Annotated in this window: 22 protein-coding genes and 1 tRNA gene; 15 read left to right on the top strand and 8 right to left on the bottom strand. The window is 39.2% G+C overall.

What is annotated here, in order from left to right:
• Positions 1 to 18: 18 nt before the first annotated feature.
• Complete coding sequence (ilvC, locus tag CWB72_RS09940; RefSeq protein ID WP_138631059.1) at positions 19 to 1,488, bottom strand: ketol-acid reductoisomerase; 1,470 nt, start codon at positions 1,486 to 1,488, stop codon at positions 19 to 21.
• 118 nt (positions 1,489 to 1,606) lie between these two features.
• Here ilvC and ilvY point away from each other — a divergent pair, with 118 nt between their 5' ends.
• The 5 genes from ilvY to CWB72_RS09915 all read left to right on the top strand — a co-directional run bounded on the left by ilvY (position 1,607) and on the right by CWB72_RS09915 (position 9,307).
• Positions 1,607 to 2,521, top strand: coding sequence for an HTH-type transcriptional activator IlvY (ilvY, locus tag CWB72_RS09935; protein ID WP_138631057.1), 915 nt, complete (start codon positions 1,607 to 1,609; stop codon positions 2,519 to 2,521).
• A 262-nt stretch (positions 2,522 to 2,783) separates the two neighbouring features.
• Positions 2,784 to 4,634 (top strand): DUF4856 domain-containing protein, encoded by a 1,851-nt coding sequence (locus CWB72_RS09930; RefSeq protein ID WP_138631055.1) that lies wholly within the window; start codon positions 2,784 to 2,786, stop codon positions 4,632 to 4,634.
• 102 nt (positions 4,635 to 4,736) lie between these two features.
• A complete protein-coding gene (locus CWB72_RS09925; protein WP_138631053.1) occupies positions 4,737 to 6,035 on the top strand; it encodes an imelysin family protein in 1,299 nt (432 codons plus the stop codon).
• The gene (locus CWB72_RS09920; protein WP_138631051.1) at positions 6,028 to 8,241 is read left to right on the top strand and encodes a TonB-dependent receptor family protein; all 2,214 of its coding nucleotides are present in this window, start codon (positions 6,028 to 6,030) and stop codon (positions 8,239 to 8,241) included. Before CWB72_RS09925 ends, CWB72_RS09920 begins: the two co-directional genes overlap by 8 nt.
• 79 nt (positions 8,242 to 8,320) lie before the next feature.
• On the top strand, positions 8,321 to 9,307 hold the full coding sequence (locus CWB72_RS09915) for a sterol desaturase family protein (protein WP_138631049.1): 987 nt from the start codon (positions 8,321 to 8,323) through the stop codon (positions 9,305 to 9,307).
• Positions 9,308 to 9,369: 62 nt separating this feature from the next.
• Here the strand turns inward: CWB72_RS09915 and CWB72_RS09910 are convergent, their stop codons facing one another.
• Together CWB72_RS09910 and CWB72_RS09905 are read right to left on the bottom strand one after the other, a co-directional pair.
• Positions 9,370 to 9,651: a hypothetical protein gene (locus CWB72_RS09910; RefSeq protein WP_138631047.1), complete on the bottom strand. Its 282-nt coding sequence runs from the start codon at positions 9,649 to 9,651 to the stop codon at positions 9,370 to 9,372.
• 272 nt (positions 9,652 to 9,923) lie between these two features.
• Positions 9,924 to 11,495, bottom strand: coding sequence for a cation:proton antiporter family protein (locus tag CWB72_RS09905; RefSeq protein ID WP_138631045.1), 1,572 nt, complete (start codon positions 11,493 to 11,495; stop codon positions 9,924 to 9,926).
• A gap of 206 nt (positions 11,496 to 11,701) precedes the next feature.
• Here CWB72_RS09905 and CWB72_RS09900 point away from each other — a divergent pair, with 206 nt between their 5' ends.
• The gene (locus CWB72_RS09900) at positions 11,702 to 12,445 is read left to right on the top strand and encodes a sporulation protein (protein WP_138631043.1); all 744 of its coding nucleotides are present in this window, start codon (positions 11,702 to 11,704) and stop codon (positions 12,443 to 12,445) included.
• Positions 12,446 to 12,505: 60 nt separating this feature from the next.
• Positions 12,506 to 12,964 carry a GNAT family N-acetyltransferase gene (locus CWB72_RS09895; protein WP_138631041.1) on the top strand — a complete coding sequence of 153 codons (459 nt, stop codon included), beginning with the start codon at positions 12,506 to 12,508 and terminating at the stop codon, positions 12,962 to 12,964.
• A 34-nt stretch (positions 12,965 to 12,998) separates the two neighbouring features.
• Here CWB72_RS09895 and CWB72_RS09890 read toward each other — a convergent pair whose 3' ends face one another.
• The 4 genes from CWB72_RS09890 to CWB72_RS09875 all read right to left on the bottom strand — a co-directional run bounded on the left by CWB72_RS09890 (position 12,999) and on the right by CWB72_RS09875 (position 17,388).
• Positions 12,999 to 14,345, bottom strand: coding sequence for a sodium-dependent transporter (locus CWB72_RS09890; protein WP_138631039.1), 1,347 nt, complete (start codon positions 14,343 to 14,345; stop codon positions 12,999 to 13,001).
• 101 nt (positions 14,346 to 14,446) lie between these two features.
• Positions 14,447 to 15,736 (bottom strand): HAMP domain-containing sensor histidine kinase, encoded by a 1,290-nt coding sequence (locus tag CWB72_RS09885; protein ID WP_138631037.1) that lies wholly within the window; start codon positions 15,734 to 15,736, stop codon positions 14,447 to 14,449.
• Positions 15,737 to 15,743: 7 nt separating this feature from the next.
• The gene (locus tag CWB72_RS09880; RefSeq protein WP_138631035.1) at positions 15,744 to 16,451 is read right to left on the bottom strand and encodes a response regulator; all 708 of its coding nucleotides are present in this window, start codon (positions 16,449 to 16,451) and stop codon (positions 15,744 to 15,746) included.
• A 127-nt stretch (positions 16,452 to 16,578) separates the two neighbouring features.
• On the bottom strand, positions 16,579 to 17,388 hold the full coding sequence (locus CWB72_RS09875; RefSeq protein WP_138631033.1) for a hypothetical protein: 810 nt from the start codon (positions 17,386 to 17,388) through the stop codon (positions 16,579 to 16,581).
• Between the two features lie 90 nt (positions 17,389 to 17,478).
• Between CWB72_RS09875 and CWB72_RS09870 the strand changes: the two genes are divergently transcribed.
• The gene (locus CWB72_RS09870) at positions 17,479 to 18,648 is read left to right on the top strand and encodes a serine hydrolase domain-containing protein (RefSeq protein WP_138631031.1); all 1,170 of its coding nucleotides are present in this window, start codon (positions 17,479 to 17,481) and stop codon (positions 18,646 to 18,648) included.
• On the opposite strand, the gene yhbY is transcribed toward CWB72_RS09870, so the two are convergent.
• Positions 18,645 to 18,938 (bottom strand): ribosome assembly RNA-binding protein YhbY, encoded by a 294-nt coding sequence (yhbY, locus tag CWB72_RS09865; protein ID WP_058029553.1) that lies wholly within the window; start codon positions 18,936 to 18,938, stop codon positions 18,645 to 18,647. The genes CWB72_RS09870 and yhbY overlap by 4 nt on opposite strands.
• An 84-nt stretch (positions 18,939 to 19,022) precedes the next feature.
• Between yhbY and rlmE the strand changes: the two genes are divergently transcribed.
• From rlmE to CWB72_RS09830, 7 genes are all read left to right on the top strand, one after another.
• A complete protein-coding gene (rlmE, locus tag CWB72_RS09860; RefSeq protein ID WP_138568681.1) occupies positions 19,023 to 19,652 on the top strand; it encodes a 23S rRNA (uridine(2552)-2'-O)-methyltransferase RlmE in 630 nt (209 codons plus the stop codon).
• Positions 19,653 to 19,721: 69 nt separating this feature from the next.
• Positions 19,722 to 21,665, top strand: coding sequence for an ATP-dependent zinc metalloprotease FtsH (ftsH, locus tag CWB72_RS09855; RefSeq protein ID WP_138631029.1), 1,944 nt, complete (start codon positions 19,722 to 19,724; stop codon positions 21,663 to 21,665).
• Positions 21,666 to 21,819: 154 nt separating this feature from the next.
• A complete protein-coding gene (gene folP / locus CWB72_RS09850) occupies positions 21,820 to 22,668 on the top strand; it encodes a dihydropteroate synthase (RefSeq protein WP_138631027.1) in 849 nt (282 codons plus the stop codon).
• Positions 22,665 to 24,005 (top strand): phosphoglucosamine mutase, encoded by a 1,341-nt coding sequence (gene glmM / locus CWB72_RS09845; protein WP_138568678.1) that lies wholly within the window; start codon positions 22,665 to 22,667, stop codon positions 24,003 to 24,005. Before folP ends, glmM begins: the two co-directional genes overlap by 4 nt.
• A gap of 78 nt (positions 24,006 to 24,083) precedes the next feature.
• A complete protein-coding gene (gene tpiA, locus CWB72_RS09840; RefSeq protein ID WP_138631025.1) occupies positions 24,084 to 24,833 on the top strand; it encodes a triose-phosphate isomerase in 750 nt (249 codons plus the stop codon).
• A 1-nt stretch (position 24,834) separates the two neighbouring features.
• The gene (secG, locus tag CWB72_RS09835) at positions 24,835 to 25,179 is read left to right on the top strand and encodes a preprotein translocase subunit SecG (RefSeq protein ID WP_138631023.1); all 345 of its coding nucleotides are present in this window, start codon (positions 24,835 to 24,837) and stop codon (positions 25,177 to 25,179) included.
• Positions 25,180 to 25,186: 7 nt separating this feature from the next.
• Positions 25,187 to 25,271 (top strand) — tRNA-Leu (locus CWB72_RS09830).
• The last annotated feature ends 121 nt before the right edge of the window (positions 25,272 to 25,392 follow it).

Genomic DNA, 25,392 nt, shown 5'->3' with positions numbered 1-25,392 from the left:
CTAACAAGCGAAACGTTTCTAAACAATCTTTTTCATTGCTGACATATAGCCGCGTAATGTCTCACCCACTTTTTCTACAGGGTGATTGCGAATTGCGCTATTTACCGAGATTAATGCTTGGTTATCAACAAAGTTATCAGAACTTAATCCTTCACCAATGACATCTGTTTCAATGCCTTTCATAAAATCTTGAAGTAGTGGTAAACATGCATGGTTATATAAATAACAACCATATTCTGCTGTATCTGAAATAGTACGATTCATTTCGAATAGTTTCTTACGTGCAATTGTGTTTGCAATTAACGGCGTTTCGTGAAGTGACTCATAATATGCTGACTCTTCAATGATCCCTGCCGCAGTCATGGTTTCAAATGCAAGTTCAACACCTGCTTTTACCATGGCAACCATTAAAATACCTTTGTCGAAGAAAGCTTGTTCAGAAATTTCTTCAGTCGTATTTTCTTGCTTTTCGAATGCAGTTTCAGCGGTTTCTGCGCGCCACGAAAGAAGCTTGGCGTCGTCTTCTGCCCAATCGGCCATCATGCCGCTTGAGAATTCGCCGCTGATGATATCGTCCATATGCTTGTTGTACAGTGGACGCATGATTTGCTTTAGTTGTTCACTTAGCTCAAACGCTTTTACTTTTGCTGGGTTGCTTAAGCGGTCCATCATATTGGTGATGCCACCATGCTTAAGCGCTTCTGTTATCACTTCCCAACCGTATTGGATCAGTTTTGAAGCATAAGCAGCATCAATACCTTTTTCTACCATTTTATCGAAACAAAGCAGTGAACCGGTTTGAAGCATGCCGCATAGGATCGTTTGTTCACCCATAAGGTCTGACTTTACTTCAGCAATAAATGATGACTTAAGTACACCTGCTTTATGTCCGCCAGTACCTGCAGCATAAGCTTTTGCTTGCTCTAAGCCTTTACCTTCTGGATCATTCTCAGGGTGAACTGCGATAAGGGTAGGAACACCAAAACCACGCTTATATTCTTCACGTACCTCAGTACCTGGACACTTAGGAGCAACCATGATCACTGTGATGTCATCACGAACCTGCATACCTTCTTCGACAATATTAAAACCATGTGAGTAAGATAAAGTCGCACCTTGCTTCATAAGTGGCATCACAGCCTCTACTACACTGCTATGCTGCTTATCTGGAGTTAAGTTCAATACTAGGTCAGCTGTTGGGATTAATTCTTCATATGTACCAACAGTAAAGCCATTGTCAGTTGCATTAATAAAAGAAGCGCGCTTTTCTGCAATTGCAGATTCACGTAATGCATAGCTTACGTCTAAACCTGAGTCTCTTAAATTAAGGCCTTGGTTTAAGCCTTGCGCCCCACAACCTACAATAACAAGCTTTTTGCCTTCTAGGGCTTTTACACCATTTTCAAATTCGTTTGGATCCATAAACTCGCATTGTGCAAGTTGTGCCAACTGCTCTCGTAAAGGAAGAGTATTAAAATAATTCGCCATGTTAGAACCTTTCTTAAATAGGGAGTATGTCTAGATACGTATTTGAGAATAGGGGGTAGTATTGATTTCGTAAAATGATATATTTGAATTACTGTATTTCATTTTTTGAAATGTATTTATGAATCATAAACAACTCAAATATTTTTTATCACTTGCAGAGACATTACATTTTGGACGCGCCAGTAATTTGTGCTTTATTAGTGCGCCAACTTTAAGCCGACAAATAAAACAATTAGAAGAAGAAGTGGGTGTCCCACTGTTTCTTAGAGATAACAGGAGTGTCTCTTTAACAGTCCAAGGCAAAGCTTTTGTTGAATATGCCAATGCGACATTAAATCACTGGCGACTTTTTAAAGGACAATGTCAAGTCGATCAGCAAGCCCTATTTGGAGAAGCTTCTTTATATTGCTCGGTAACAGCCAGTTATAGCTATATATATAAGTTGTTCGCCGCATTTCGAAAGCGTTATCCGGGGGTGGAACTTAATTTAAGTACAGGCGACCCCGCACATTCTATTAGCGCTGTTTTGGCTGATAAGTCAGATCTGGCAGTTGCAGTCAAACCTTCAGAGTTACCTATCGGATTATCATATACAAAGTTAGGTGAAGCTAAATTATTAATGCTAGCTCCGACAATGGAGTGCCCATTAACTGAGGAGATAAATAACAACCTGCAAAATGATAACCTATGGCAGTCATTAGAATATATCGTACCGGAGCAGGGCGTATTAAAAGAAAAACTAGATAATTTCTGCTCTCAGCGAAAATTTAAGCCTAAAGTCTATGCACATGTGTCAGGTCATGAAGCCATTGTTGCATTAGTGAGTTTAGGTTTCGGGGTCGCATTAGTCCCTGATGTTGTTTTATCTCAAAGTCCGTTTAAGCAACAAGTGAGAGTATTACCTTTAAGCGGGCTCAATACTGACATTGAAATTGGTCTTGTTGCTAAAAATACTCGACTTAAAGATCCCGTCAATAAAGCTATATGGCAAACAGCGCAAGAAATATTTAATGAAATGCTCGAGAATAGTTGATGATGTCGCAATAAATATAAAGTAATTGATATTTATTCTCATCTGCGTTTACTTTTTGGTTTTGTGCTCTTTACTGTATTTAATTATTAATAATCAACAGTTTGAGGTCTTTTTGTTGGATTTGGAAAGTGAAGAATTTGAACTATACTTGACGATTGTATTATTTATGACAGTGTAAATAATATTGATTGTTATTTAGATGCGTGTATACTTCTAGACAATTAAAAAAGATAAAAATTTAGAATCTCAAAGGAAAATAACAATGACACTTCGCAAGTCTCTGTTAGCAACATCTATCTTAGCTGCAACTTTAGGTCTAACGGCCTGTGGTGGTTCAAGCAGCGATAATAAAACTGAACCAACTCCTACTGAGCCAACTCCTACTCAGCCAACTAATCAAGCGCCTACTGATATTTCTTTAACAGCTTCTGAAGCTGGCGTAAAAGAAAATGTTGCACTAGCACAGGTTGCGGGCACTTTATCTGCAACTGATGCAGATTCAGATACTTTCACATTTACTCTACCAGAGAGCGAAACGCGTTTTGTTATTGAAGGTAATACTCTTTCAGTTAAAGAAGGTACCGTATTTGACTTTGAGCAAACAGAAACAGTTGAAGTTAATGTTACAGTGAGTGATGGTGAAGCAACTTTCGAAAAAGCGATTTCTGTAGCAATCACAGACTCAATGGACTATGACTTTTTAAATGTAGATTCGGGTGAATCTAACGTTTATTACAGTGGTCAAATTGCACGTCACATCTTAATCAAAGAGCTTTCGAACTATATCAAGAGTGATGATTTTGTAGCACACCGAGCAGAAGGCACTGACGAAATTTCAAAGTTTTATGATATTTCTGATGAAGACTACGAAAATGTTTGGGGTGTACGTCCTCTAACTATCTCAGCGGTAGATGAAAAAGCAACTCAACAATTACTTACTGATGTTTCTGGTTCACACAAAAACCTACTTGGTAAGCTAGCGGGTGAAGACGCTAAAGGTCAATATCGTGTTTGGAACGAAAATGACAGCCTAGTTGGTTGGGCAGGTCTAAGCGCTGAAAACAATACGCCTAAAGGTTTAGCTGCACAATTATTTGAAGACCTTCGTAGCAACGCTGCAGCTGTAGATGCTGGTACTGCACTTACCGCTCATGGCGTTGAAATGAACAAGTCATACATCACACCTGCAGGTGTTGATATGCAGCAAATGATTGAAAAATATTTATTTGGTGCTGTTGCTTTCTCTCAGGGTACAAGTGATTACCTAGGTGATATTGTTGATGGTAAAGGCCTTAACTCTGATCACGTTGCTACAGATGTAGATGAAAAAGGTTATACAAAACTTGAGCACCAATGGGATGAAGGTTATGGCTACTATGGAGCAGCACGTAACTTCTTAGATTACTCAGACAATGAAATCGCGGGTAAAGTAAAAGATGACGAAAGTAATGGTCGTCTAGCTTACAATGGTCGTCAAGACACAAACAATGATGGCAAAATTGATCTACTTTCAGAGCATAACTGGGGTAACTCTTCAAATGCTGCGAAACGTGACCGCTCTCCAGAGACAACTGACTTAACCAAAGAAGGCTTTGTTGCATTCTTTGAAGGTCGTAAGTTACTAAATGAAACTGCGGGTACTGCGCTTACAACTGAACAAAAAGCAACTTTGAAAACACATGCTGAAACGGCATCTGTTGCTTGGGAAAAAGCAATTGTTGCGACTGTAATCCACTACATCAATGATGTACTAGATAATAGTAAAGGCGATATTGATGACATCAGTTCTGGTGATTACAAAATTGAACAATTCAACGCATTTGCAAAGCATTGGGCTGAGATGAAAGGTTACGCACTAAACATGCAGTTTAACCCTTACTCACCATTTGTAGACTTAGAAACTAAAAAGACAACAGCTGCTTTTGCTGAGTTACATACTCTAATGGGTAACGCACCAATTATTAAAGATATTGACGGCGGTAAAACAGTTGCTGATTATAAAGCTGACTTAGTGAAAGCACGTGATATCCTTCGTGATACATACGAGTGGAAAAACGCTGCTGGTGAAAAGCTAGAAGGTGAAGCACTTCAAGCACTAATGGAAGCTTGGTAATTTCATAACTTTATGAAATTAAAGTGAAATAATTATATATAAAGGTCAGTCTTTTTAGTCTGACCTTTTCTTGTATCTGCGTTATAGATAATGAGGCATTAAATGGCTTTAAAACTGAAACCTGTATTGCTTGCTACCACAGTAGCATTCATTTTGAGTGGTTGCGGAGAAAGTACCTCTGCTACAGCGGGCGAGGGACATGCTGGTCATTCTCCAACAACACCTGGGGACTCTAATGGAGGAGATAATGGTGGAAATGGTGATAACCAATTCGACCAAACAGCTCTATTAGTTAGTTTGGTTGATAATGTTATAACTCCAACTTATCAAGCTTTTGACTCTAAAGCTAAATCGCAACCAAGTGCATTGAAAGCTTATTGTGATTTAGAAACAAGTTATGACCCTGCACTAGAAGATGAAGCTGCAAAGACATCTTTAGATGAAGCCAAACTTACGGCACAGAATGCCTGGAAAGAAACCATGGTTACTTGGCAACATGCAGAGTTAATGATTCTAGGTCCATTGTCGGCAGAAAAAAAAACCTTGAGAAATAATATTTATTCTTGGCCTGCAGTGAGTACATGTAGTGTTGATCAGGACGTGATGTTCTTTAATCAAGGTGACATCAATGGTAATCCATACGAGATTGCTAAGCGAAGCGATAAACGCCGTGGCTTAGATGCTTTAGAATATATTTTGTTTAATGAACACATAGGGCATAGCTGCTCTGAAACCAGTGCTGGTGAAATTTTAGCAGATTGGGACAATAAAACTGAGCAAGAGCGCAAGGTATTAAGATGTCAGTTTGCTGTAGCTGTGGCTGAAGACCTCTCTGCAACATCTACTCAATTACTATTTGAATGGGCCGGCGACGAGGGCTATGCAAATACATTGAAGCAAGCTGGTGAGCCAGGTAATAAATTCTCAACGACACTCTCTGCAATTAACGAAATTTCAGATGCACTGTTTTACATGACGGAAGAGTTAAAGGATTACAAATTAGCTACTCCACTAGGTTTATTTAATAACAGCTGTGGTACTTCTGTTTGTACTCAAGATGTTGAATCAACGTTTGCAAAACATTCTATTGAGAATATTCGAGCTAACATTGAAGGGTTTGAAAAAATCTTTATCGGTGGTAATGAAGATAATACAGGGTTTGACGATTTCTTAGATAATCAAGATGCATCAGACACCAAAGAGATCATGTTAAAGGGTATTGCTGACGCAAAATTAGCGGCAGATGCAATCGAAAACCTGCAAAATGCGTTAGAAAACGATACCGCATCAGTTGAGCATACACACGCAAAGGTCAAAGACGTGACTGACCAACTAAAAAATGATTTCATTAATAAACTAGCATTAGAATTACCTAAGACGTCGGCAGGTGACAATGACTAACAGTATTACATTTAAAAAATCAGTGCTGGCGCTATCTTTAAGCTTGGCGCTTCCTACAGCAGTTGCTCAATCAGCTGATGAAACAGATGATATCGAGCATATCACCATTCTAAGTCACCATGACAAACTTAGAAAAGAAGCGGGCTCAGCGACTTTACTAAGTGAAGCAAAGCTTGAAAAGTTCGAGCATGATGATATTCACAAAATCTTAGAGAATGTTCCGGGTATTAATATCCGTGAAGAAGATGGTTATGGCCTTCGTCCTAATATAGGCTTTCGTGGTGTGACACCTGAGCGTAGTAAAAAAATTACCATCTTAGAAGACGGTGTTTTAATCGGACCATCTCCTTATTCTGCGCCAGCAGCTTACTACTTTCCAGTAGTAACTAGAATGACTGCAGTTGAGGTTTTCAAAGGTCCTTCAGCTATTAAATATGGTCCACAAACAGTCGCAGGTACAATTAACCTTGTGACACGTCAGATACCTGAATTTTCTGAAGGCGGTATTGATTTAGCCTTTGGTTCAGACGGTTATCAAAAAGCACACGCGCATTTTGGCTCTGTTGTAAATAATGTGGGTTTTCTACTTGAAGGTGTGAATTTAAAAGCGGATGGTTTTAAAGACATCGACGGTGGTGGTGACAGTGGCTTTGAGAAAAACGATTATCTTGCCAAGTTTAATTACAAACTAGAAAATGACGGTATTGACCATGAACTTGGCTTAAAACTTTCTTATGCAGATGAGCTGTCTAATGAAACTTATCTAGGCTTAACGGAAGAAGATTTTAAAGCTGATCCATATCGTCGCTATGCAGCTACTCAGCCTGCACAAATGGATACTAAGCACACGCAAATTATGTTTAGCCACGGTCTACAGGCAGACAACTTGAGTGTGTCTACACGTTTATATAGAAACGACTATGAAAGAGCATGGCGTAAACTGCATGGCATGCTCGACCAGCGCATGCGTCCTACTGATGTTAAGCTTCAAGAGATTTTAGCAAACCCTGAAAAGCATGAATTAGAGTATGCAGTGATCACCGGTCAGCAAGACTCTATTACAGACGGTCAACCTGCTTTATATCTCAATATGGGGACTAACGATCGAGCTTATTACTCTCAAGGTCTTCAAATTGATGCAACTTATGAGTACAAGTTATTTGGTTATACCAACAAATTGGCGTCAGGTATTCGTTTTCATCAAGATGAAATAGAAAGAAAGCATTTTGAAGAGAATTATGCCATGAAAAATGGTAAGGCGTTTGATTTATTGCAAGACCCACGACCAGCCACCCAAGAAAAAGAGCAAACGGATGCATGGTCGATTTATGCTGAAAATCAAGTAGAAATTAATGCGCTTACGCTAGGTCTTGGTATTCGTGGCGAGTTGATGAAAATGCACCATACCGTTAAAGATCAACCGACTAACTGGCAAGATAAAACAACAAGAATTTGGTTACCTGGATTAAGTGGTTTTTATCAATTAAGTGAAGAGTCTGGTCTTTTATTTGGTGTGCATAGAGGTTTTGTCCCATCTTCTCCGAAACAAACAGAAGACATTGAAGTTGAAAAGAGTACAAACTATGAGTTTGGCGGTCGTTTTAACGATGGCATAACAGAACTTGAAGTTGTTGCTTTTTACAATGATTATTCAAATCTCAAAGAAAGCTGTGGTCAATCAAGTTGTGGTGACTTAGACCAATTAGACCAAGAGTTTAATGGTGGAGCTGCAACAGTGTATGGGTTAGAAACGCAGTTTACGCAAACATACCCATTAAACCTTCAGTTAGACATTCCTTATGGCTTTGTTTACACCTATACAGATAGTCAATTTGATTCAAGCTTTGATTCGACTTTTGCTCAGTGGGGAGATGTGACAAAAGGGGATGAGTTACCATATTTGCCTAACCACCAATTGACATTTAATTTGGGGTTAGAAGGTAATGCCTGGTCATTTAACCTTGCTATGAAGTACAGAAGTTCAATGAAAGAAGTGGCTGGTACAGGGCAACCACTGTCAGGTGTCGAAGTTCCTTCATTGACCACGGTTAATGTTTCTGCTGCTTATGAGCTAGGTAAATATGGGCGTATATACGCTAAAGTTGATAATTTATTTGATGAAGCTGAAATTGTAAGTCGACGCCCTTATGGTGCGCGCTCAGGGGTACCAAGACAGTTTACATTAGGATATAAATATCAATTTTAATACGAGTGTTGATTTTGTAAAATAGGGCCGAATAGGCCCTTTTTTATAACATCGAAATTACACATTTATTGGAGGCTTAATGTTAGAGCAAATTTGGCAAGATTTAATTGCTTTGCCTACTTATCTAATTGACGCCAATAAGCGGATCTACTTGCCTTATTTATTAAGTGCTGTTGTGATGGCATATCTTGTTTTCAGGGTAAGTGCTTCAAATAAAACGGCTAAAGGCTTTTTACTTTTCTTATTCCCCAAGAAGGTGTGGTTGTGTAAAAGTGCAAAGTTAGATTACACATTGCTCATCACAAATAAGATCATAAAAGCAGCGTCTTTTACACCCATTGTACTAACTATGGTGCCAGTAGCACTTGCAACGACGGATTTTCTAGAGTGGCTTTTTGGTGCGCCATTATTATTAAACTTACCAGCGGCGGCTGTAATCACATTTTTTACCGTTTTACTTTTCTTGCTCGATGACTTTACGCGTTACATTTTGCATTTACTTTTACATAAAGTGCCTTTTTTATGGGAGTTCCATAAAGTCCATCACTCGGCTAAAGTATTAACCCCCTTTACTATTTATCGAACTCATCCTGTTGAAAGCTATTTATATGCATGTCGCATGGCTTTAACACAAGGCGTTGCAGTTGGTATTGGCTATCACCTATTTGGTACAACATTGAGTATGTATGACATTTTAGGTGCCAATGTGTTTGTTTTCTTGTTTAATATCCTTGGTGCAAATCTAAGACATTCACATATCTGGTTTAGTTGGGGCGATAAACTTGAAAATTGGTTTATTAGCCCTGCACAACATCAAGTACATCATAGTGACAACCCTGCTCATTTTGATACCAACCTAGGCTCTGCACTGGCAATTTGGGATAGGATTGGTGGTAGCTTAATTAAAGCCTCAGAGGCAGGTAAAGTGACGATAGGGGTAGGTAAATATGATGCTAGGCACGATTCGCTTATGGCTATCTATTGGTTACCACTAAAACTAGCGTTTCGAAGTGTTATGCCATCTGCAGGGAAAAGTAAAAAGCTTGATAAACAAATTAGGGATTAGAGGAGATAGGCTGGCGACGGGCATTGCCAGCCTATGAGTAGGAGAGTAGGCTCCCACTTAATTTAGTGAATGACCTTGCTTTGCTTATAAAAGCCAAGTTCATTAAGTGTTTCAAGAATTCTAGGGTCGTCTAATCTAGACGGGGTAGATTCTTTTCTTAAAAAATGGTCTGAAGGTACGCTATGCATATCCAGCATTTTATTAAATAGCACTGTTCGGATTGTCAGCGCTGTCATTCCGTTGTCTTGCAGCTCATCAAGTCGACTTTGCAGATCCAAAAATGGACTTGCTTTAGCGTCATCAACTACGGCTGAAAAATTTGCTTCTGCCTTATTTTTACGCATCAATGCCTCTCGCTTAACAATAATTCCAAAAATAATGAGCTTAGTTAAAATACAGTCTCTCACAAAAAATTGTGTTTAAAATAGAGGCTTAGCTCATAAGACCGTTCCAGTTTACTCTTTTTATTGCAATGATTTCTATGGGTGTTGTAAAGCTTTGTAAATCAGCTTGACCTTTTAGGAACAGGGGGGATTAGACGTCTAGATGTAAGTTGTTGAGTGTTAAATAGAAATAGTTATCAGTACCTGTAGCGGTACTGATAACATGAGAAGATTTATTTAAAAATTTTACGACTAACGTGTTCAGCGAAACCACTTCCGGCTTCTAAATAGAAGTTATAAGTAAATTCTACCCCCATATCTTCTAATTCTTTTTGTTGATCTGGGTAGTAAGCAATAGCGCTTACTCGACCACTGAAACCTGATGCACGTAACTGTTCGAGGGCAAATACATTCTGCATATGCTTAGGCATGGCAAGCATAACCATATCAACGTCAGAATGGTTCATACGTTGCCAAAAGTCTGGATCGGTGGCATCAGCAAGTAAAACCCTTCTGTTTCGTCTTACATGTTTGTCAACAACTTCAGGTTTAATATCAATACCCGCTACTTTACCTGGGTGACCTGCCTCTATCGTTTCATAGGCACCGGTCCCAATTCTGCCCATACCAAAAATGACTATTTTTGTATCTGTCAGGTTTACAGGTAACTCTTCTTCTAAGCGATGCTCACTTTCGAATCTGAGAAGCCAAGGTTCAAGTTTCACGTAAAGTTCATTAGCGCGTTTATTTAAAGGTGATGCAATGACAAAAGTAATAGACACTGCAATTGCAACAACAGCCAACCAATCACTGGTTATCAGTCCAGTTGATGCAGCCACTGCACAGACAATTAGACCAAATTCACTATAATTCGATAGTGTAAAAGCACTGAGTAATGAAGTACGTGCACGAAGTTTAAATAGGTTAGTAAGGATGTAATACATCATAACTTTAATTGGTAGCACCAGAATTAACAGAACAGCAACCATCAGCGCATCTGAGGTAATGTTAGCGTTTAAACCGATATTTAAGAAAAAACCAACTAAGAGAATATCTTTAAGATTAAGCAATGACTTTGAAAGCTCGCTTGCCTTTTTATGTGGAGCAAACATCATACCTATGATCAGTGCTCCGAGATCCCCTTTTAAACCTGCAAATTCGAAAGCATGGTAGCCAATCACTAGAGCAAAGAAAAAACCAAATAGAGGCAAGAGTTCACCATGTTTTGAGCGATTTAAAATCCAAAACATAATAGGTCTAAATAATGGTAGAGCGACTAATAATCCAAGTGCCCATATATTAGGCATCTTACCAGTACTGACAGCTAAAAATATCACCGCAAAGATATCTTGCATTACTAAAATACCTATGGCGATTTTGCCATGTAAAGCTGACATTTCGCCACGCTCTTCAAGCACCTTTACAGCGAACACCGTACTTGAAAAACTGAATGCAAAGCCAACTAACAGTGCACTTGATGTATCTAATTCACTAAAAAGAGGTAGGGATGCAGCGCCAAGGAGTAATAACAAGCTGGCAAAAAATGCGCTGCTTATCACAATATGCAAAGTTGCAGGTGCCCATACCTGAGGCTTAATAAGGTTGGCAACTTTTAACTTTGAGCCAATACTAAATAGAAGGATTGTGACACCGAGATCTGCTAACTGCGTGAGTAAGTCTGTGGTTTGGTGGCCCATAAGGTTAAGAATAAAGCCAGCCATTAAGAAGCCAATTAAAGGAGGAAGTTTTAATTGATAAATCGAAAATCCGCACGCAAATGCGACAGCAAAAAACAGCAGTTCCATAATTAATTTTTTTGAACGAAATTAGGTTTTTATCTTATCAAAACTAACTGATTTATAAATCAAAACTTTAGGCTAATAGACATATCTTTTCGACTAACACACTGCCATTGAAAGATATTTGTCGCAAAAATAGAAATTTTCGCTGACAAGTACAAATAAATGTGGTTAAGATGCAAGAAGAAGGAATAATCTCTACAGGAGAGGCGATGTTTAAAAAAATCCTTGCATCTGTGGGTATTGGCGCTGCAAAGGTCGATACAATTTTAGAAACTGAACACCTATATCCAGGACAAAAATTTCAAGCCCAAATATTGGTTGAAGGTGGTGATGTTGAACAGCAAGTTTCAGGTCTTGAATTAGCTTTAATGACACGTATTAAGGTTGAATCTGATGATGGTGAGTATTTTACTAATCATGTATTGGAACAGTGGCGCATTTCAGACCAGTTTACAATTGCTCCCGGCGAAAAAAAAGTCATCCCATTTGAAGCCCGATTACATTCAGAAACCCCCATTACAGAGCTGAATGCAGGTTATAATCATTCTTTTGTTTGGGTTGAAACAGGTCTAGATATTGACCTAGCGCTAGACCCTAGTGATAAAGACACGCTCCATATTTATCCGAATGAAGCAGTTAAAGCTTGCATGATGGCGATGGATAAATTGGGCTTTACTTTGGTCAAAGCCGACGTTGAAAAGGGTTACTTAAGGGCATCTAACTTCCAGTCAACATCTGGCTGTTATCAAGAGCTTGAATATAAACCTAATTCACGTTCATTATTTGGTATTCAAGAAATTGAGTTGTCTTTTGTTCCGGAAGCACACAAAACACATGTGTTAATTGAACTTGATAGAGCTTTTAGAGGTGATGGCTATGTTGACCTTACAATTGAGCATGATCATGTGAATGTTTCTCAATTATGCGACCAGCTTGAAAGGCTTTTTAATTAACTAAACAATACATTTACTTAATAGCCTAGCTGACGCTAGGCTTTTTTTTCGGTGAATAATATGAAATTACATACCAAGCATTTTTCTGAATTAGATGTAATTACATTTTTTAAAATTGCTAAAGCACGAGTAGATATATTCGTGGTAGAGCAAAATTGCGCTTATCCAGAATTAGACGAAGTGGATCAAGACGCAAATACACGTCATATTTATGCTTTAGATGATGAAGGACAAATAGCCATGTATGCAAGATGTTATCCTAAAGGTAGCGATTGCATTGCTATAGGGCGTGTAATCGTTTCACAAGGCCATAGAGGGAAAGGTTACGCGACTTTACTGATGCAAGAATGCTTAACTATATGTGATGCAGCATGGCCAGATAAAAACATTGAATTGAGTGCGCAAACGTACTTGATAAGCTTTTATGAAAGCTTAGGATTTGAGCAAACTTCTGACAGTTACTTAGAAGATGGAATTCCACATACAGATATGAAACTTAATAAAAAAGCGAGTTCATAACTCGCTTTTTTTTCTTTGCTTATTCACTTTGATTTTATATTGAATGAATAAACACCATTGCAATGGCTAACGGGCAGACAAATTTTATATACCAAGGCCATATCTTCCAAAATAACGTAGATTCTGCTTCTTCATAGCCTTCTTTTATCTCAGTCAATAAGCTGTTTCTATGCCAGATCCAACCAACAAATATACAGCACAGCATACCAATGATAGGCTGAGAGAATTGAGTTGTTAAACTAACTACAAAACCAAACAAAGCTGAAAAATTAAAAATTATGGTAAAGCTAATCACTGAAATAATACCGCCGATTATCCAAGTCGCTTGCACTCTACCTAAGCTAAATCTCTCAACAGCATAAGACACCGGAGCTTCAAGCATAGATATAGATGAAGTTAACGCAGCAATACTCATTAATGCGAAGAAAGCAAAACCAACAAAATAGCCAATGTCACCCATACTAGAGAAAAGAGCAGGTAAGACCTGAAACACAAGCGTATCTTCTGATAATAAAGTGCCTGATTCGGAGAATATGGCAACGCCTTGAGCCTGAGCAACATACATTGCAGGGATAATTAGTAAACCCGCTACGAATGCGATTAAAACATCAATCAAAGTTACATAAGCACCAAGGTAAACCAAGTTTTCTTTCTTGCTGATGTATGAACCATAAATGATCATCACACTGGTACCTAGGGATAGCGAGAAAAAAGCTTGACCCAAAGCACTGACTAACAATTGAGGGTCTAATAGAGAGTTAAAATCAGGGACCAAATAGGCTTTTAAGCCTTTCATAGCACCTTCTTGTGTGAGTACATAAACAATTAATAATGCAAGAATACCCAATAAAGCTGGCATGAGTCTTTTTGACCATTTTTCTATGCCATTTTCGACACCTTTACTGATTATCGAGATAGTTAAAATAATAAATAAACTGGTGAAAATAAGATCTCTAGGTAAGGATTGCGTGTTTAACCATTGTGATGTGCTATCTAAGCCTGCAATTGACGCAATAGGATCAGCAGTTGCACTAAACATCCAGCCAGCTACGATTGCGTAAAAGCTCAAGATTAAGCTAGAACAAACAATGCCACCAAAACCGATAAGAAATGCAAATTTTTTTTGTACCGAGTTGTTCGCAAGCTTCTGTAATGAAGATACTGCGTTTGATTGACCGTGACGACCAATAACCAATTCTGCCATAAGTGCAGGGTAGGCTAAGCAGAAAGCAAGAATTAAGTAAACAAGAACAAATGCTGCGCCACCATTGGAAGCTGTTTGAGTTGGAAAGCCCCAAATGTTTCCTAAACCCACTGCTGACCCTGCGGCTGCCATGATAAAACCAAAGCGAGAACTAAACTCGCCTCTAACACTACTCATATTTTGTTATTCTTCGATATTCTAAGGGATGGATGACAATCTACTTCATATGAAAAAAAATAAAAAGTCTTTGTCTAAAATGAATATTTGTTTAGTCATTATTAGTTAAGGCGTTTAGGTAAACGAATAGTGAACTTAGCCCCCCCTAAACTTTCTGATTGAGAAACAGAGGCGCGGCCATGGTGCCAGTCGACGACTTTTGTGACGATAGCTAAGCCGAGTCCATAGCTCTTACCTGCACGGTTTCTATGGTTTTCCTCTTGAAAAAACGGGCTAAAAACTTTGTGCCAGTTTTCTGGGGCAATCCCAGGACCATCATCTTCCACTTCAATATATATGAACTGGGCATCGTCATAGCTTGATATCTGAATGTCACTTTTGGCGAAATCACAGGCATTACTTAATAAATTTGTAATCGCTCGAGCTAGCCAATGTAAATCAGCTGTTACGTTGAAGTTTACATTTAACTCAGTTAATAAATTTAAATCTGCTTTTTTCAATTTAGGCTGAATTTGCTCACTGACATCCTTGAGGTACTGTGAAGCTTGAACGGTTTCAAAATTGAGCAAATGAGATTTTTGTTCTAGGGTGGCAAATGATAAATATGACTTAAGCATATCTTCCATTTGATCTAGATCTTTTTCCATCCGAAATAGGATATTTCGCAGTTTCTTGATATCAGGCTCATCTATAGCAGCATCTAATGCAAAGCGCATACAGGCAACTGGCGTGCGAATATCATGAGATAAACTTGAGGCCATAAGCTTATTCTCAGCCATTAATTTTTCAATTTTGCTCGCCATGGCATTAAATGTGAGCTCTACATCTTTAATATACGTGAATTTATCTGAGTTTATACGTGTTGAAAAATCCCCTGCTGCAAATTGCTTTGCTTTATTCGTTAAAACATTGAGTCGTTTTGCCAAAGGGGACAGAATAAACCACATAAAAGTGCAAACCCCTGAATAAAATAGTAAGGTGAGAAGTACATCACTATTTTGTTGCTGCTGAGTTTTGTTTAATCGTAATTCTATGTAGTCAGGGATAAGTTGTCTTGATGATTTTAATAAATAAAACCCCATTTCATCTTCTAGCAGCAGGCCTTTGTCAGAGAACATTTCATTTTTTAATTCTGCAGGAAGAGCAAGGCTTTCCCCATTTTTGTAACTAACATCTAATGAGAATTCTTTACTAATCACTTTGGCAAAGTCAACACGGCTGGTTGCTGGCTGCCTTTCTAATTGTTTAATAAAGCCGCCAGTTATATTGCGCTGCCAGACGAACTCATCTTCCGCAGAAAGTGCCTGCTGATTAAAGGTATCAATCAACCAACCCAAGACAACGATAGATAAGAGAGCGCTTGCGAGTAAATACAGATAAAGTTTTTTCAAAAAATACTTACCAAGCAGTAGGAACCATTAAATAGCCTTTGCCCCAAACAGTTTTAAACTTTTCAGGGTTTTGAGGGTCATCATTAAATTTTTTTCGAAGTGCAGAAATAAGAACATCGACACTTCTATCTAACCCGTCATATTCTCTGCCTTTGGTCGCTTTAAATACCGCATCCCTTGATACAACTTCACCAGCATTACTAGCCAAGAAGTGCAGTAACAAATATTCAGCACTGGAAATTGCAACTTCAATACCATCTAAAGTTACTTTGCGAGCTAGCGTATCAATATGTAATGTACCGACTTGAATATTATCTTTGTCAATTTCAGTTGCAGGTGAGGTTTGCTCGGCAGAGCGAAGTAAAGACTTAATACGTGCAAGTAATGCTCTTGGACGCACTGGTTTTATAACATAATCACTCGCACCAACTTCAAGGCCAATGACTTCGTCCATTTCTTCATCTTTTGCTGTCATCATAACAATGGGATTATTATAAAACTGCCTTAAATCCCTACAAACACTGATACCATCTTGGCCAGGCAACATAATATCAAGCAATACAATATCAGGTGTAACTTCTTTTACTCTAGCGACGGCTTCGTCTCCGCGATAACAAATATGAGTCGTATAGCCTTGATTGTCTAAATACTCTGCAACCCACTGGGCTAACGATTCATCATCTTCTACTAATAAAATAGTGGCGTAGTTTTCCATTTTTCCCTCACTAATACTGAAGTAATTTCGTTACAGTTCTGCCAATTACTTTGGATAACAGGCTAGTAAAATATTAATCTTAGTAAATTATAATCGCCCATTGACAATCAATACTGTAAAAAAGTGTTTATTGCACTTTGAGCTTAGCAATGAGCTCTGTGATAAGGTGTGTTTCTATCTCTGATGTAATAGATGATACTTGCTGTGCACTACATATACCTGAGACTTTAGTTAAGGGAGAAGTGTTATAGCCAATTTGATATTGAGGAATTGTTACAACTTTATCAAACCTTTCTTTGCGAGCTTCTTCTGTGTTTTGTTTGCGAACAAAATCTAATATATTTTGTTCGTTTGTCACAATTTGCTGTTGTGTAAATTTGTAGACAACCGGCTGATTTATATATGTATGGCTAGAAAGTCCTGCTTGAGAGATCCAAACTACATCGGCGCTTTTTCTGTGGTTCAAGCGAAAACTAATTTTTACTTCACTATTTGCGCAGGCTATTGACGAGTTAGCTTTAGCTAAGTTAGCAGCTTTTTGTTGAGTTTGACCTTGAGGCTTAATCAAGGGTAGCTCGAGATCAGGTTGCTTGTTCACGCTGAATTGTTGAACCGTCAACACATAGTCTGCGTTATTATTATCAGTGACAATTAAACCTTTCTCAGTTAATAAAGTTTCTAAATTATGTTTTTGTTCACCAGTGAGTTGTAAAGACTTTGAATCAATTCTGACCTTATCACTTTGATGAATAGGGTGGGCAGGTAATTGTACTGACTTTATTTTAAGCGGAGATTGCTCGGCGTTATAAGTTAAGAAAACGATCTCTTTCTTTAATAAAGGCTTGTTTGGCACACTTAGTTCAGGTGCAAGCTGAGGTGTAAAGCTACATGCAGAACTGAATAAAATGCCAATTCCTAGTACCGACAACTTTTGCATTGAAACTCCTCAGAAATAAATATTTTCCCAAACACAAGACAACAACAGCCAAAATGTTAGAATGCTGTTATGAAAACAGGAGCAATTTTTATGAAGACCCTGATTTACGCAGTTATGGGGCTCTTCACCGTTGAATGTTTGGCATTAAATAAAAACGATAACACCGAGCAGCAACAGTGGCAGCAATTTGTAAATCGCTATTCTAAGCAAGTCGAAACAAAACTAAAAGAAAAATCCATTCCCGGTGCAGCATTAAGTATCGTTCAAGGTGATGATAGTTACTTTAAAAAAGGGTTTGGCCGAACAAAAGTCAAACAAGGTAGAAAAGTTGATGCCCATACTCGATTTCGTTTAGCGTCAGTATCAAAAACGTTCGCAGGCTCTCTTAGTGCAAAGCTTGCTGCTGAAGGTCAAATAGATTTAGATAGAAGAATAAGCCATTACCTCCCACAAGCACAAAGCTCAGATTTCAAAAACCTGAAGGTATTCCATCTACTCAGTCACTCAAGTGGTATCGTACCCAACGCCTACGATAATCTTGTTGAGTCAAGAATGAGTTATATTGATATAACCGATAAGCTTTTTGAGATTGACCCCATTTGTAGGCCTAGTCAATGTTATGGCTATCAAAATGTTATGTTCAGCTTGATCGATAGGGTGATAAAAGCCAAAACAGGTCTTGATTACAAGACTTGGGTTGAAGAGTTTTTATTTGCGCCTTTGGGTATGCGAGATGGTGGTGTTGGTTTAGAAAATTTAACCAAAGACAAAAATTTTGCAGCGCCTCACGTGTTAGGTAGAAAACGTTGGCATACAGCTAGATTAAAGAGCAATTATTACAAAGTATTGCCTGCAGCCGGTGTAAATGCGAGTGCTGCTGATATGGTCTTTTGGCTAAAAGCGCAACTTGGGCATTTTCCGGAAGTACTTTCATTAGACGCATTGACTGTGCAATCTAGGCCTTACGTGCAAACAAAAAGAGAGCTTAAAAGAAGAATTTGGCGCAAGCACGTTAAGGAAGCGCATTATGGTCTAGGCTGGCGCATCTATGATTTTGAAGGCACTTTATTGTTTTATCACAGTGGCTGGGTACAGGGTTATCGGACTGACATTGTGGTCATTCCTTCAATGAACATAGGCTATAGTATGTTACTTAACGCTGAGAGTGGTTTGATAAATGAATTAACAGTTGAGTTTATTAAGCAGGCAATTGAGTGGAAGGAGACGTCAACAGCAAATGCTGTTGACGAGGAAGTTTAGCGAGGAAGTTGAATTTTCTTATCTTCGCTTTGGCGATATAGCACGATAACGTGACCAATCACTTGAACTTTATGCGCTTTTGTTTCTCTTACAATTGCGTCAAAAATTAGTTGTTTAGTTTCTCTGTCATTCGTCGGTACTTTCACTTTGATTAATTCGTGAATGTCTAAAGAATGATCAATTTCTAACATTACGCCTTCAGTTAGCCCATTTGCACCAAGTAAAACAACTGGTTTTAGTGGGTGAGCTAGACCTTTTAGGTACTGTTTCTGTTTATTTGATAATGTCATATTGGTAATATTTACTAATCTTAGGCTTGAATTATCGCTATTCTACCGCCATCTACAGAATATTACTAATGAGTTGCAGTTAATATGGCAAATAAAAAGCACTCAGCGAGCTCAAAACGCTGGTTAAAAGAACATGTTGATGACCCTTATGTTCATGAAGCACAAAAACGAGGTTTCCGTTCGCGTGCAATTTTCAAATTAGAAGAAATACAACAGAAAGATAAACTGCTCAGACCTGGTATGACTGTAGTGGACCTAGGTGCAGCGCCAGGAAGTTGGTCGCAATATCTAGCTGAAGAAGTGAGTGATAAAGGGCAGGTTATTGCGTGTGATATCTTACCAATGGACTCACTGGCTGGTGTAGACTTTTTACAAGGTGATTTTAGAGAAGAATCTGTACTTGACGCGTTACTAGATCGAATTAACGGCAAAAATGTTGACGTGGTCTTTTCAGATATGGCGCCGAATATGAGTGGTAACATGAGTACTGACCAAGCTGGCAGTATGTATTTAGTTGAACTAGCGTTAGATATGTGCCACCAAGTTTTAAAAGCAAATGGTGCATTTGCTGTCAAAGTATTCCAAGGGGAAGGTTTTGATCAATTTGTGCAAGAAGTACGTAATTGTTTTAAAGTAGTCAAAATTCGTAAACCCAAAGCATCGCGTCCAAGATCTAGGGAAGTATATATAGTGGCGACAGGCTACAAACTGTAGTACAGTTGAAATGCATTATAGTTGAATTTAAATAATTTTTAGATACAAGAGGTTAACTCCTTGAGCGACATGGCAAAGAACTTAATACTCTGGTTGGTTATCGCAGTAGTGCTGATGACAGTGTTCCAGAGCTTCAATGGAAACGATCAATTTGATCGTCAAACGAGTTACACGCAGTTTGTAAAAGAAGTGCGTAGCGGTGCAGTACGTGATGTCAATATCGACAGAAGTACAGGTACTATCTCAGGTGTTAAAGGAAACGGTGAACGCTTCCAGACGATCATGCCTATGTATGATGAGGATTTAATTAACGATTTGCTTAAAAATGACGTAAACGTTAAGGGTGTTGCACCTGAAGAGCAGTCATTCTTAGCAAACATCTTTATCTCATGGTTCCCAATGTTACTGCTTATTGGTGTATGGATCTTCTTCATGCGTCAAATGCAGGGCGGTGGCGGCAAAGGCGCTATGTCATTTGGTAAGAGTAAAGCGCGTCTAATGAGCGAAGATCAAGTTAAGACAACATTTGCTGATGTTGCTGGCTGTGACGAAGCAAAAGAAGATGTTACAGAGCTTGTAGACTTCCTTCGTGACCCATCTAAATTCCAAAAACTTGGTGGCAGCATACCTAAAGGCGTGCTAATGGTTGGTCCTCCAGGTACCGGTAAAACGCTTCTTGCAAAAGCAGTTGCGGGTGAAGCGAAAGTACCTTTCTTTACAATTTCAGGTTCTGACTTTGTAGAAATGTTTGTAGGTGTGGGTGCTTCACGTGTACGTGACATGTTCGAACAAGCTAAAAAAGCGGCACCTTGTATCATCTTCATCGATGAAATCGATGCTGTTGGTCGTAAGCGTGGTGCTGGTATGGGTGGTGGTCACGATGAGCGTGAGCAAACACTAAACCAGATGCTTGTAGAAATGGATGGTTTTGAAGGTAATGAAGGCATCATAGTAATTGCTGCGACTAACCGTCCTGATGTACTTGATCCAGCACTACTTCGTCCTGGTCGTTTTGACCGTCAAGTTGTGGTTGGTTTACCAGATATACGTGGTCGTGAACAAATTCTTAATGTTCACATGCGCAAAGTACCACTTGATGAAAATGTACAAGCATCAGTGATTGCTCGTGGTACACCTGGTTTCTCAGGTGCAGACCTTGCAAACCTTGTAAATGAAGCAGCACTATTTGCCGCTCGTGGTAACAAGCGTAAAGTGAGCATGGCTGAATTTGATGCAGCTAAAGATAAGATCATGATGGGGGCTGAGCGTAAGTCTATGGTGATGAGCGAGCACGAGAAAGAAATGACAGCTTATCACGAGGCTGGTCACGCAATTGTTGGTCGTTTAGTACCAGAGCATGACCCAGTTTACAAAGTTTCAATCATTCCTCGTGGCCGCGCACTGGGTGTAACCATGTACTTACCTGAGCAAGACCGTGTAAGCCACTCTAAAGAGCATTTAGAGTCAATGCTTTCAAGCCTTTATGGTGGTCGAATTGCAGAAGCATTGATTTATGGTGATGACAAAGTAACGACTGGTGCGAGTAACGACATCGAGCGTGCAACAGACATCGCCAAGAAAATGGTAACTCAGTGGGGTTTAAGTTCTAAACTTGGTCCTCAGATGTACTTAGAAGAGCAAGGTGAAATGTACATGGGCGGCGGTTCTCATCGTATGTCAGGCATGTCAGATGAAACAGCTAAATTAATTGACTCTGAAATTAAAGATTTTGTTACTCGCAACTACGACCGTGCTGAGAAAATCTTAAAAGATAACATGGATATCCTTCACACCATGAAAGATGCGTTAATGAAGTACGAAACCATCGATGCGGGTCAAATTGACGACCTGATGGAACGCAAAGAGGTTCGTCCTCCTCGTGATGCGCATGATCAAAAGCCAGAGCCTAAAGCAAAGGTTGATTCTAAACCTGAAGCTAAACCTGAGCCTGAATCAAATGACTCAGAACAGGCATCGAGACCAACAAACGAGCTGGATGATAGCAAAGAGTAATTAATCTTAATAAGAGCCCCGATTTATCGGGGCTTTTTATTTTAATTTCTTCACTTAGCATATAGAATTGCGTTTAGTAATTTTTATCTTTTATTTCGAAACTCCTTTTACGAATAAGGTGAAATAAATACGTTAAAGGACGCTTCTAAACCACATGACCCAATTATCTCTTCCAAGAAACAGAAAGCTGGATTTAAACAAACCGATTATCATGGGTATTGTTAATGTTACACCTGATTCATTTTCAGATGGCGGTAGTTACAATTCTGTTGATGCCGCGTTTAAACAAGCTATGCGTTTGATTGAGGAAGGCGCTGAAATTTTAGATATTGGTGGTGAATCGACTCGTCCAGGTGCACCAGACGTTGCTCTTCAAGAGGAGCTTCAACGTGTTATACCTGTAATCAAGCGTATTCGAGAAGCCTCTGATTGTGTGATTTCGATTGATACCAGTAAAGCTGGTGTCATGGAAGCGGCTATTGAAGCCGGTGCAGACATTATTAATGATGTCAGAGCGCTTCAAGAGCCTGGTGCATTAGAAGTCGCAGCAAAATACTCCGATGTACCCGTTTGTTTAATGCATATGCAAGGTCAACCTCGCACGATGCAAACAAACCCTACTTATGAAAACCTTATTTCAGAGATAAATCAGTTTTTTGAAGAGCGAGTTTTAACGTGCAGTAAAGCTGGCATTAATCAAAATAGGATCATACTCGATCCCGGTTTTGGTTTCGGCAAAACATTGAGTCATAACTTTGAAATCTTAGACAAATTCAATAAATTTTCGACACTAGGTTTACCACTATTGGCAGGCTTATCTCGAAAATCTATGTTTGGACAACTTTTGAATAGAGAAACAAGTGAACGTGTTGCAGCCAGTTTAGCAGGTGCATTGTTATGTGCTCAAAAAGGGGCACATATTATTCGCGTTCATGATGTGAAAGAAACGGCTGATGTCATTGGTGTATGGCAGGCAGCAAGAAATGGAGTAACACCCTTATGACAACAAGAAAGTATTTCGGCACTGATGGTGTCCGAGGTCTAGTCGGCGAATTTCCAATTACGCCCGAGTTCGCACTTAAATTAGGTTGGGCAGCAGGTAAGGTTTTATCTAAATCTGGCACTAAAAAAGTAATTATCGGTAAAGATACCCGTATTTCTGGCTATCTTTTAGAAACATCACTAGAAGCAGGATTAATTGCTGCTGGCATTGATGTTGTTTTACTTGGCCCAATGCCGACACCGGCTGTTGCGTATTTAACACAAACATTTCGTGCCGAAGCCGGTATTGTGATCAGTGCATCTCACAACCCATACCATGACAACGGCATTAAGTTCTTCAATGGTAAAGGTTTAAAGCTTGGCGATGAAGTTGAGCTTGAAATTGAGGCTATGCTTGATGAAGAAATGACTTGTGTGCCTTCTGAAAAGCTAGGTAAAGCACGTCGTCTGGACAACGCAGATGGTCGTTATATCGAGTTTTGTAAAGGCTTATTTCCAAATGAATTGTCTCTAGAGGGTTTAAAAGTCGTTCTTGATTGCGCAAACGGTGCAACTTACCACATTGCCCCTGATGTAATGCGTGAGTTAGGCGCAGAAGTCATTTGTCATGCCTGTGAACCAAATGGCACAAACATCAATCTAGAATGCGGTGCAACGCATGTTGATAGCTTAAAGCAAAAAGTGTTGGAGCATAAAGCGGATGTTGGTATTGCATACGATGGTGATGGTGACCGAGTAATGATGGTTGATCATAATGGCCGCGTATTCGATGGCGATGATATCGTGTATATCATTGCGTGTCAGGCACACCAAGAGAATAATTTAGGTGGCGGTGTTGTTGGTACTGTGATGTCAAACATGGGCCTCGAAAATGCGCTTAAAGCCAAAGGTATTGATTTTGCGCGTAGTAAAGTAGGTGACCGCTACGTTATCGAGCTTTTAAAGGAAAAAGGCTGGAAGATAGGTGGCGAGAGTTCTGGTCACGTACTGAATCTTGACCTGATTTCTACTGGTGACGGTATTGTCTCAAGTTTGCAGGTACTAACAGCCATGGTATCGCAAAATAAAACATTGAAAGACTTGGGTGCGGGTTTCCAGAAGTATCCAATGAAAATGATCAATGTAAAGTATCAAGCTGGCACTGATCCAACACAAGCCGACGAAGTAAAAGCCGCAGTGAAAGAAGTAGAAGCTGATCTTGCTGGCAAAGGTCGAGTTCTTCTTCGCAAATCTGGTACAGAGCCTGTTGTACGCGTCATGGTTGAAGCGGAACAAGAGAAGCAAGTACTAGACTTCGCTCAAAAAATTGCCGAAGTTGTTGAAACTGTGAGCAATTAAACAAAATTTCAATTTTATTTCTTGTAACTTTGGGTGAGGCGAGTTAGTATCTCACCCGCTTTTGATGCGGAGTATCGTATGTCGCAACGTAAGCCAATTGTCGCTGGTAATTGGAAAATGAATGGTTCGGTAGAGCTTATTGAAGAGGTTTCTTCAAAAGTGCTAGGCCAAATAGAAGAAAAAGCATCTCTTATTGTATTTCCTCCAGCAATGCTTTTAAGCTCGGCAATTGAAAAAGGTTTTGTAACTGGTACGCAAACAGTATCTGAAAACAACTCAGGTGCATATACGGGTGAAACCAGTGCAGAACTAGCAAAACAACTTGGTGCAGAGTTCACTCTTGTAGGACACTCAGAAAGACGTAGCCTGTTTGGTGAGTCGAACGAAGTTGTAGCAAAAAAATTTAGCAAAGCACAAGAAAATGCCTTAACACCGATTTTATGTGTAGGCGAAACAGAATCTCAAAGAGAATCTGGTGAAACAGAACAAGTTGTTGCTGAGCAAATTAAAGCTGTAATTGAGCATTCAGGTATAGCATCACTATCAAACTCTGTGATAGCATACGAGCCCGTTTGGGCAATTGGTACTGGTAAAACAGCATCACCTGAACAAGCACAAGCAGTGCACAAATTTATTCGAGATATGATTGCCGAGTATGATGGTCATATCGCAAATGAGCTTCGCATCCTATACGGTGGAAGCGTTAATGATTCTAACAGTGATTTGTTATTTGCACAGCCAGATATAGATGGTGGCCTAATTGGTGGCGCTAGTCTTAAGGCAGATGCTTTTTTAAGTATTTACAAAAGTGCATTAGGGAACGTATAAAATGTACGAGATATTATTGGTTGTTTACCTAATTATTTCTTTAGCTTTAGTTGGTATGATTTTAATCCAACAAGGTAAAGGCGCAGATATGGGCTCTTCATTCGGAGCGGGTGCATCTGCGACAGTTTTCGGCTCTTCTGGTGCAGGAAACTTCATGACGAAGACAACAACAATCCTAGCGACTGTTTTCTTCGTACTTAGCATCATTTTAGGTAATTTAACAGCTGGTCAAATTAAAAAGACTGATGAGTGGGAGAATCTTTCAGCACCTGTGGCAACAGAAACAGCACCTACTGATTCAGACGTACCAGTTTCGAACGATAATAACTCGGACGTACCTAACTAAAGAATTTGCGGATGTGGTGGAATTGGTAGACACGCCATCTTGAGGGGGTGGTGGCTTCGGCCGTGGGGGTTCAAGTCCCCCCATCCGCACCAATTATTAAAACCAGCTTTCAGCTGGTTTTTTTATGCCTGAAATTTACTAATACTGAAATCAATAAAAATACTTTGATTATTCAATAGCCTTGATTAACATAAGTCATCATTTTGTTCATTG

Origin of the sequence: Pseudoalteromonas phenolica, assembly GCF_005886345.1 — a bacterium.
Lineage (GTDB): Bacteria > Pseudomonadota > Gammaproteobacteria > Enterobacterales > Alteromonadaceae > Pseudoalteromonas > Pseudoalteromonas phenolica_A.
Note: the sequence above shows the minus strand (reverse complement) of the source record. Positions and strands in the feature narration are given on the sequence as shown.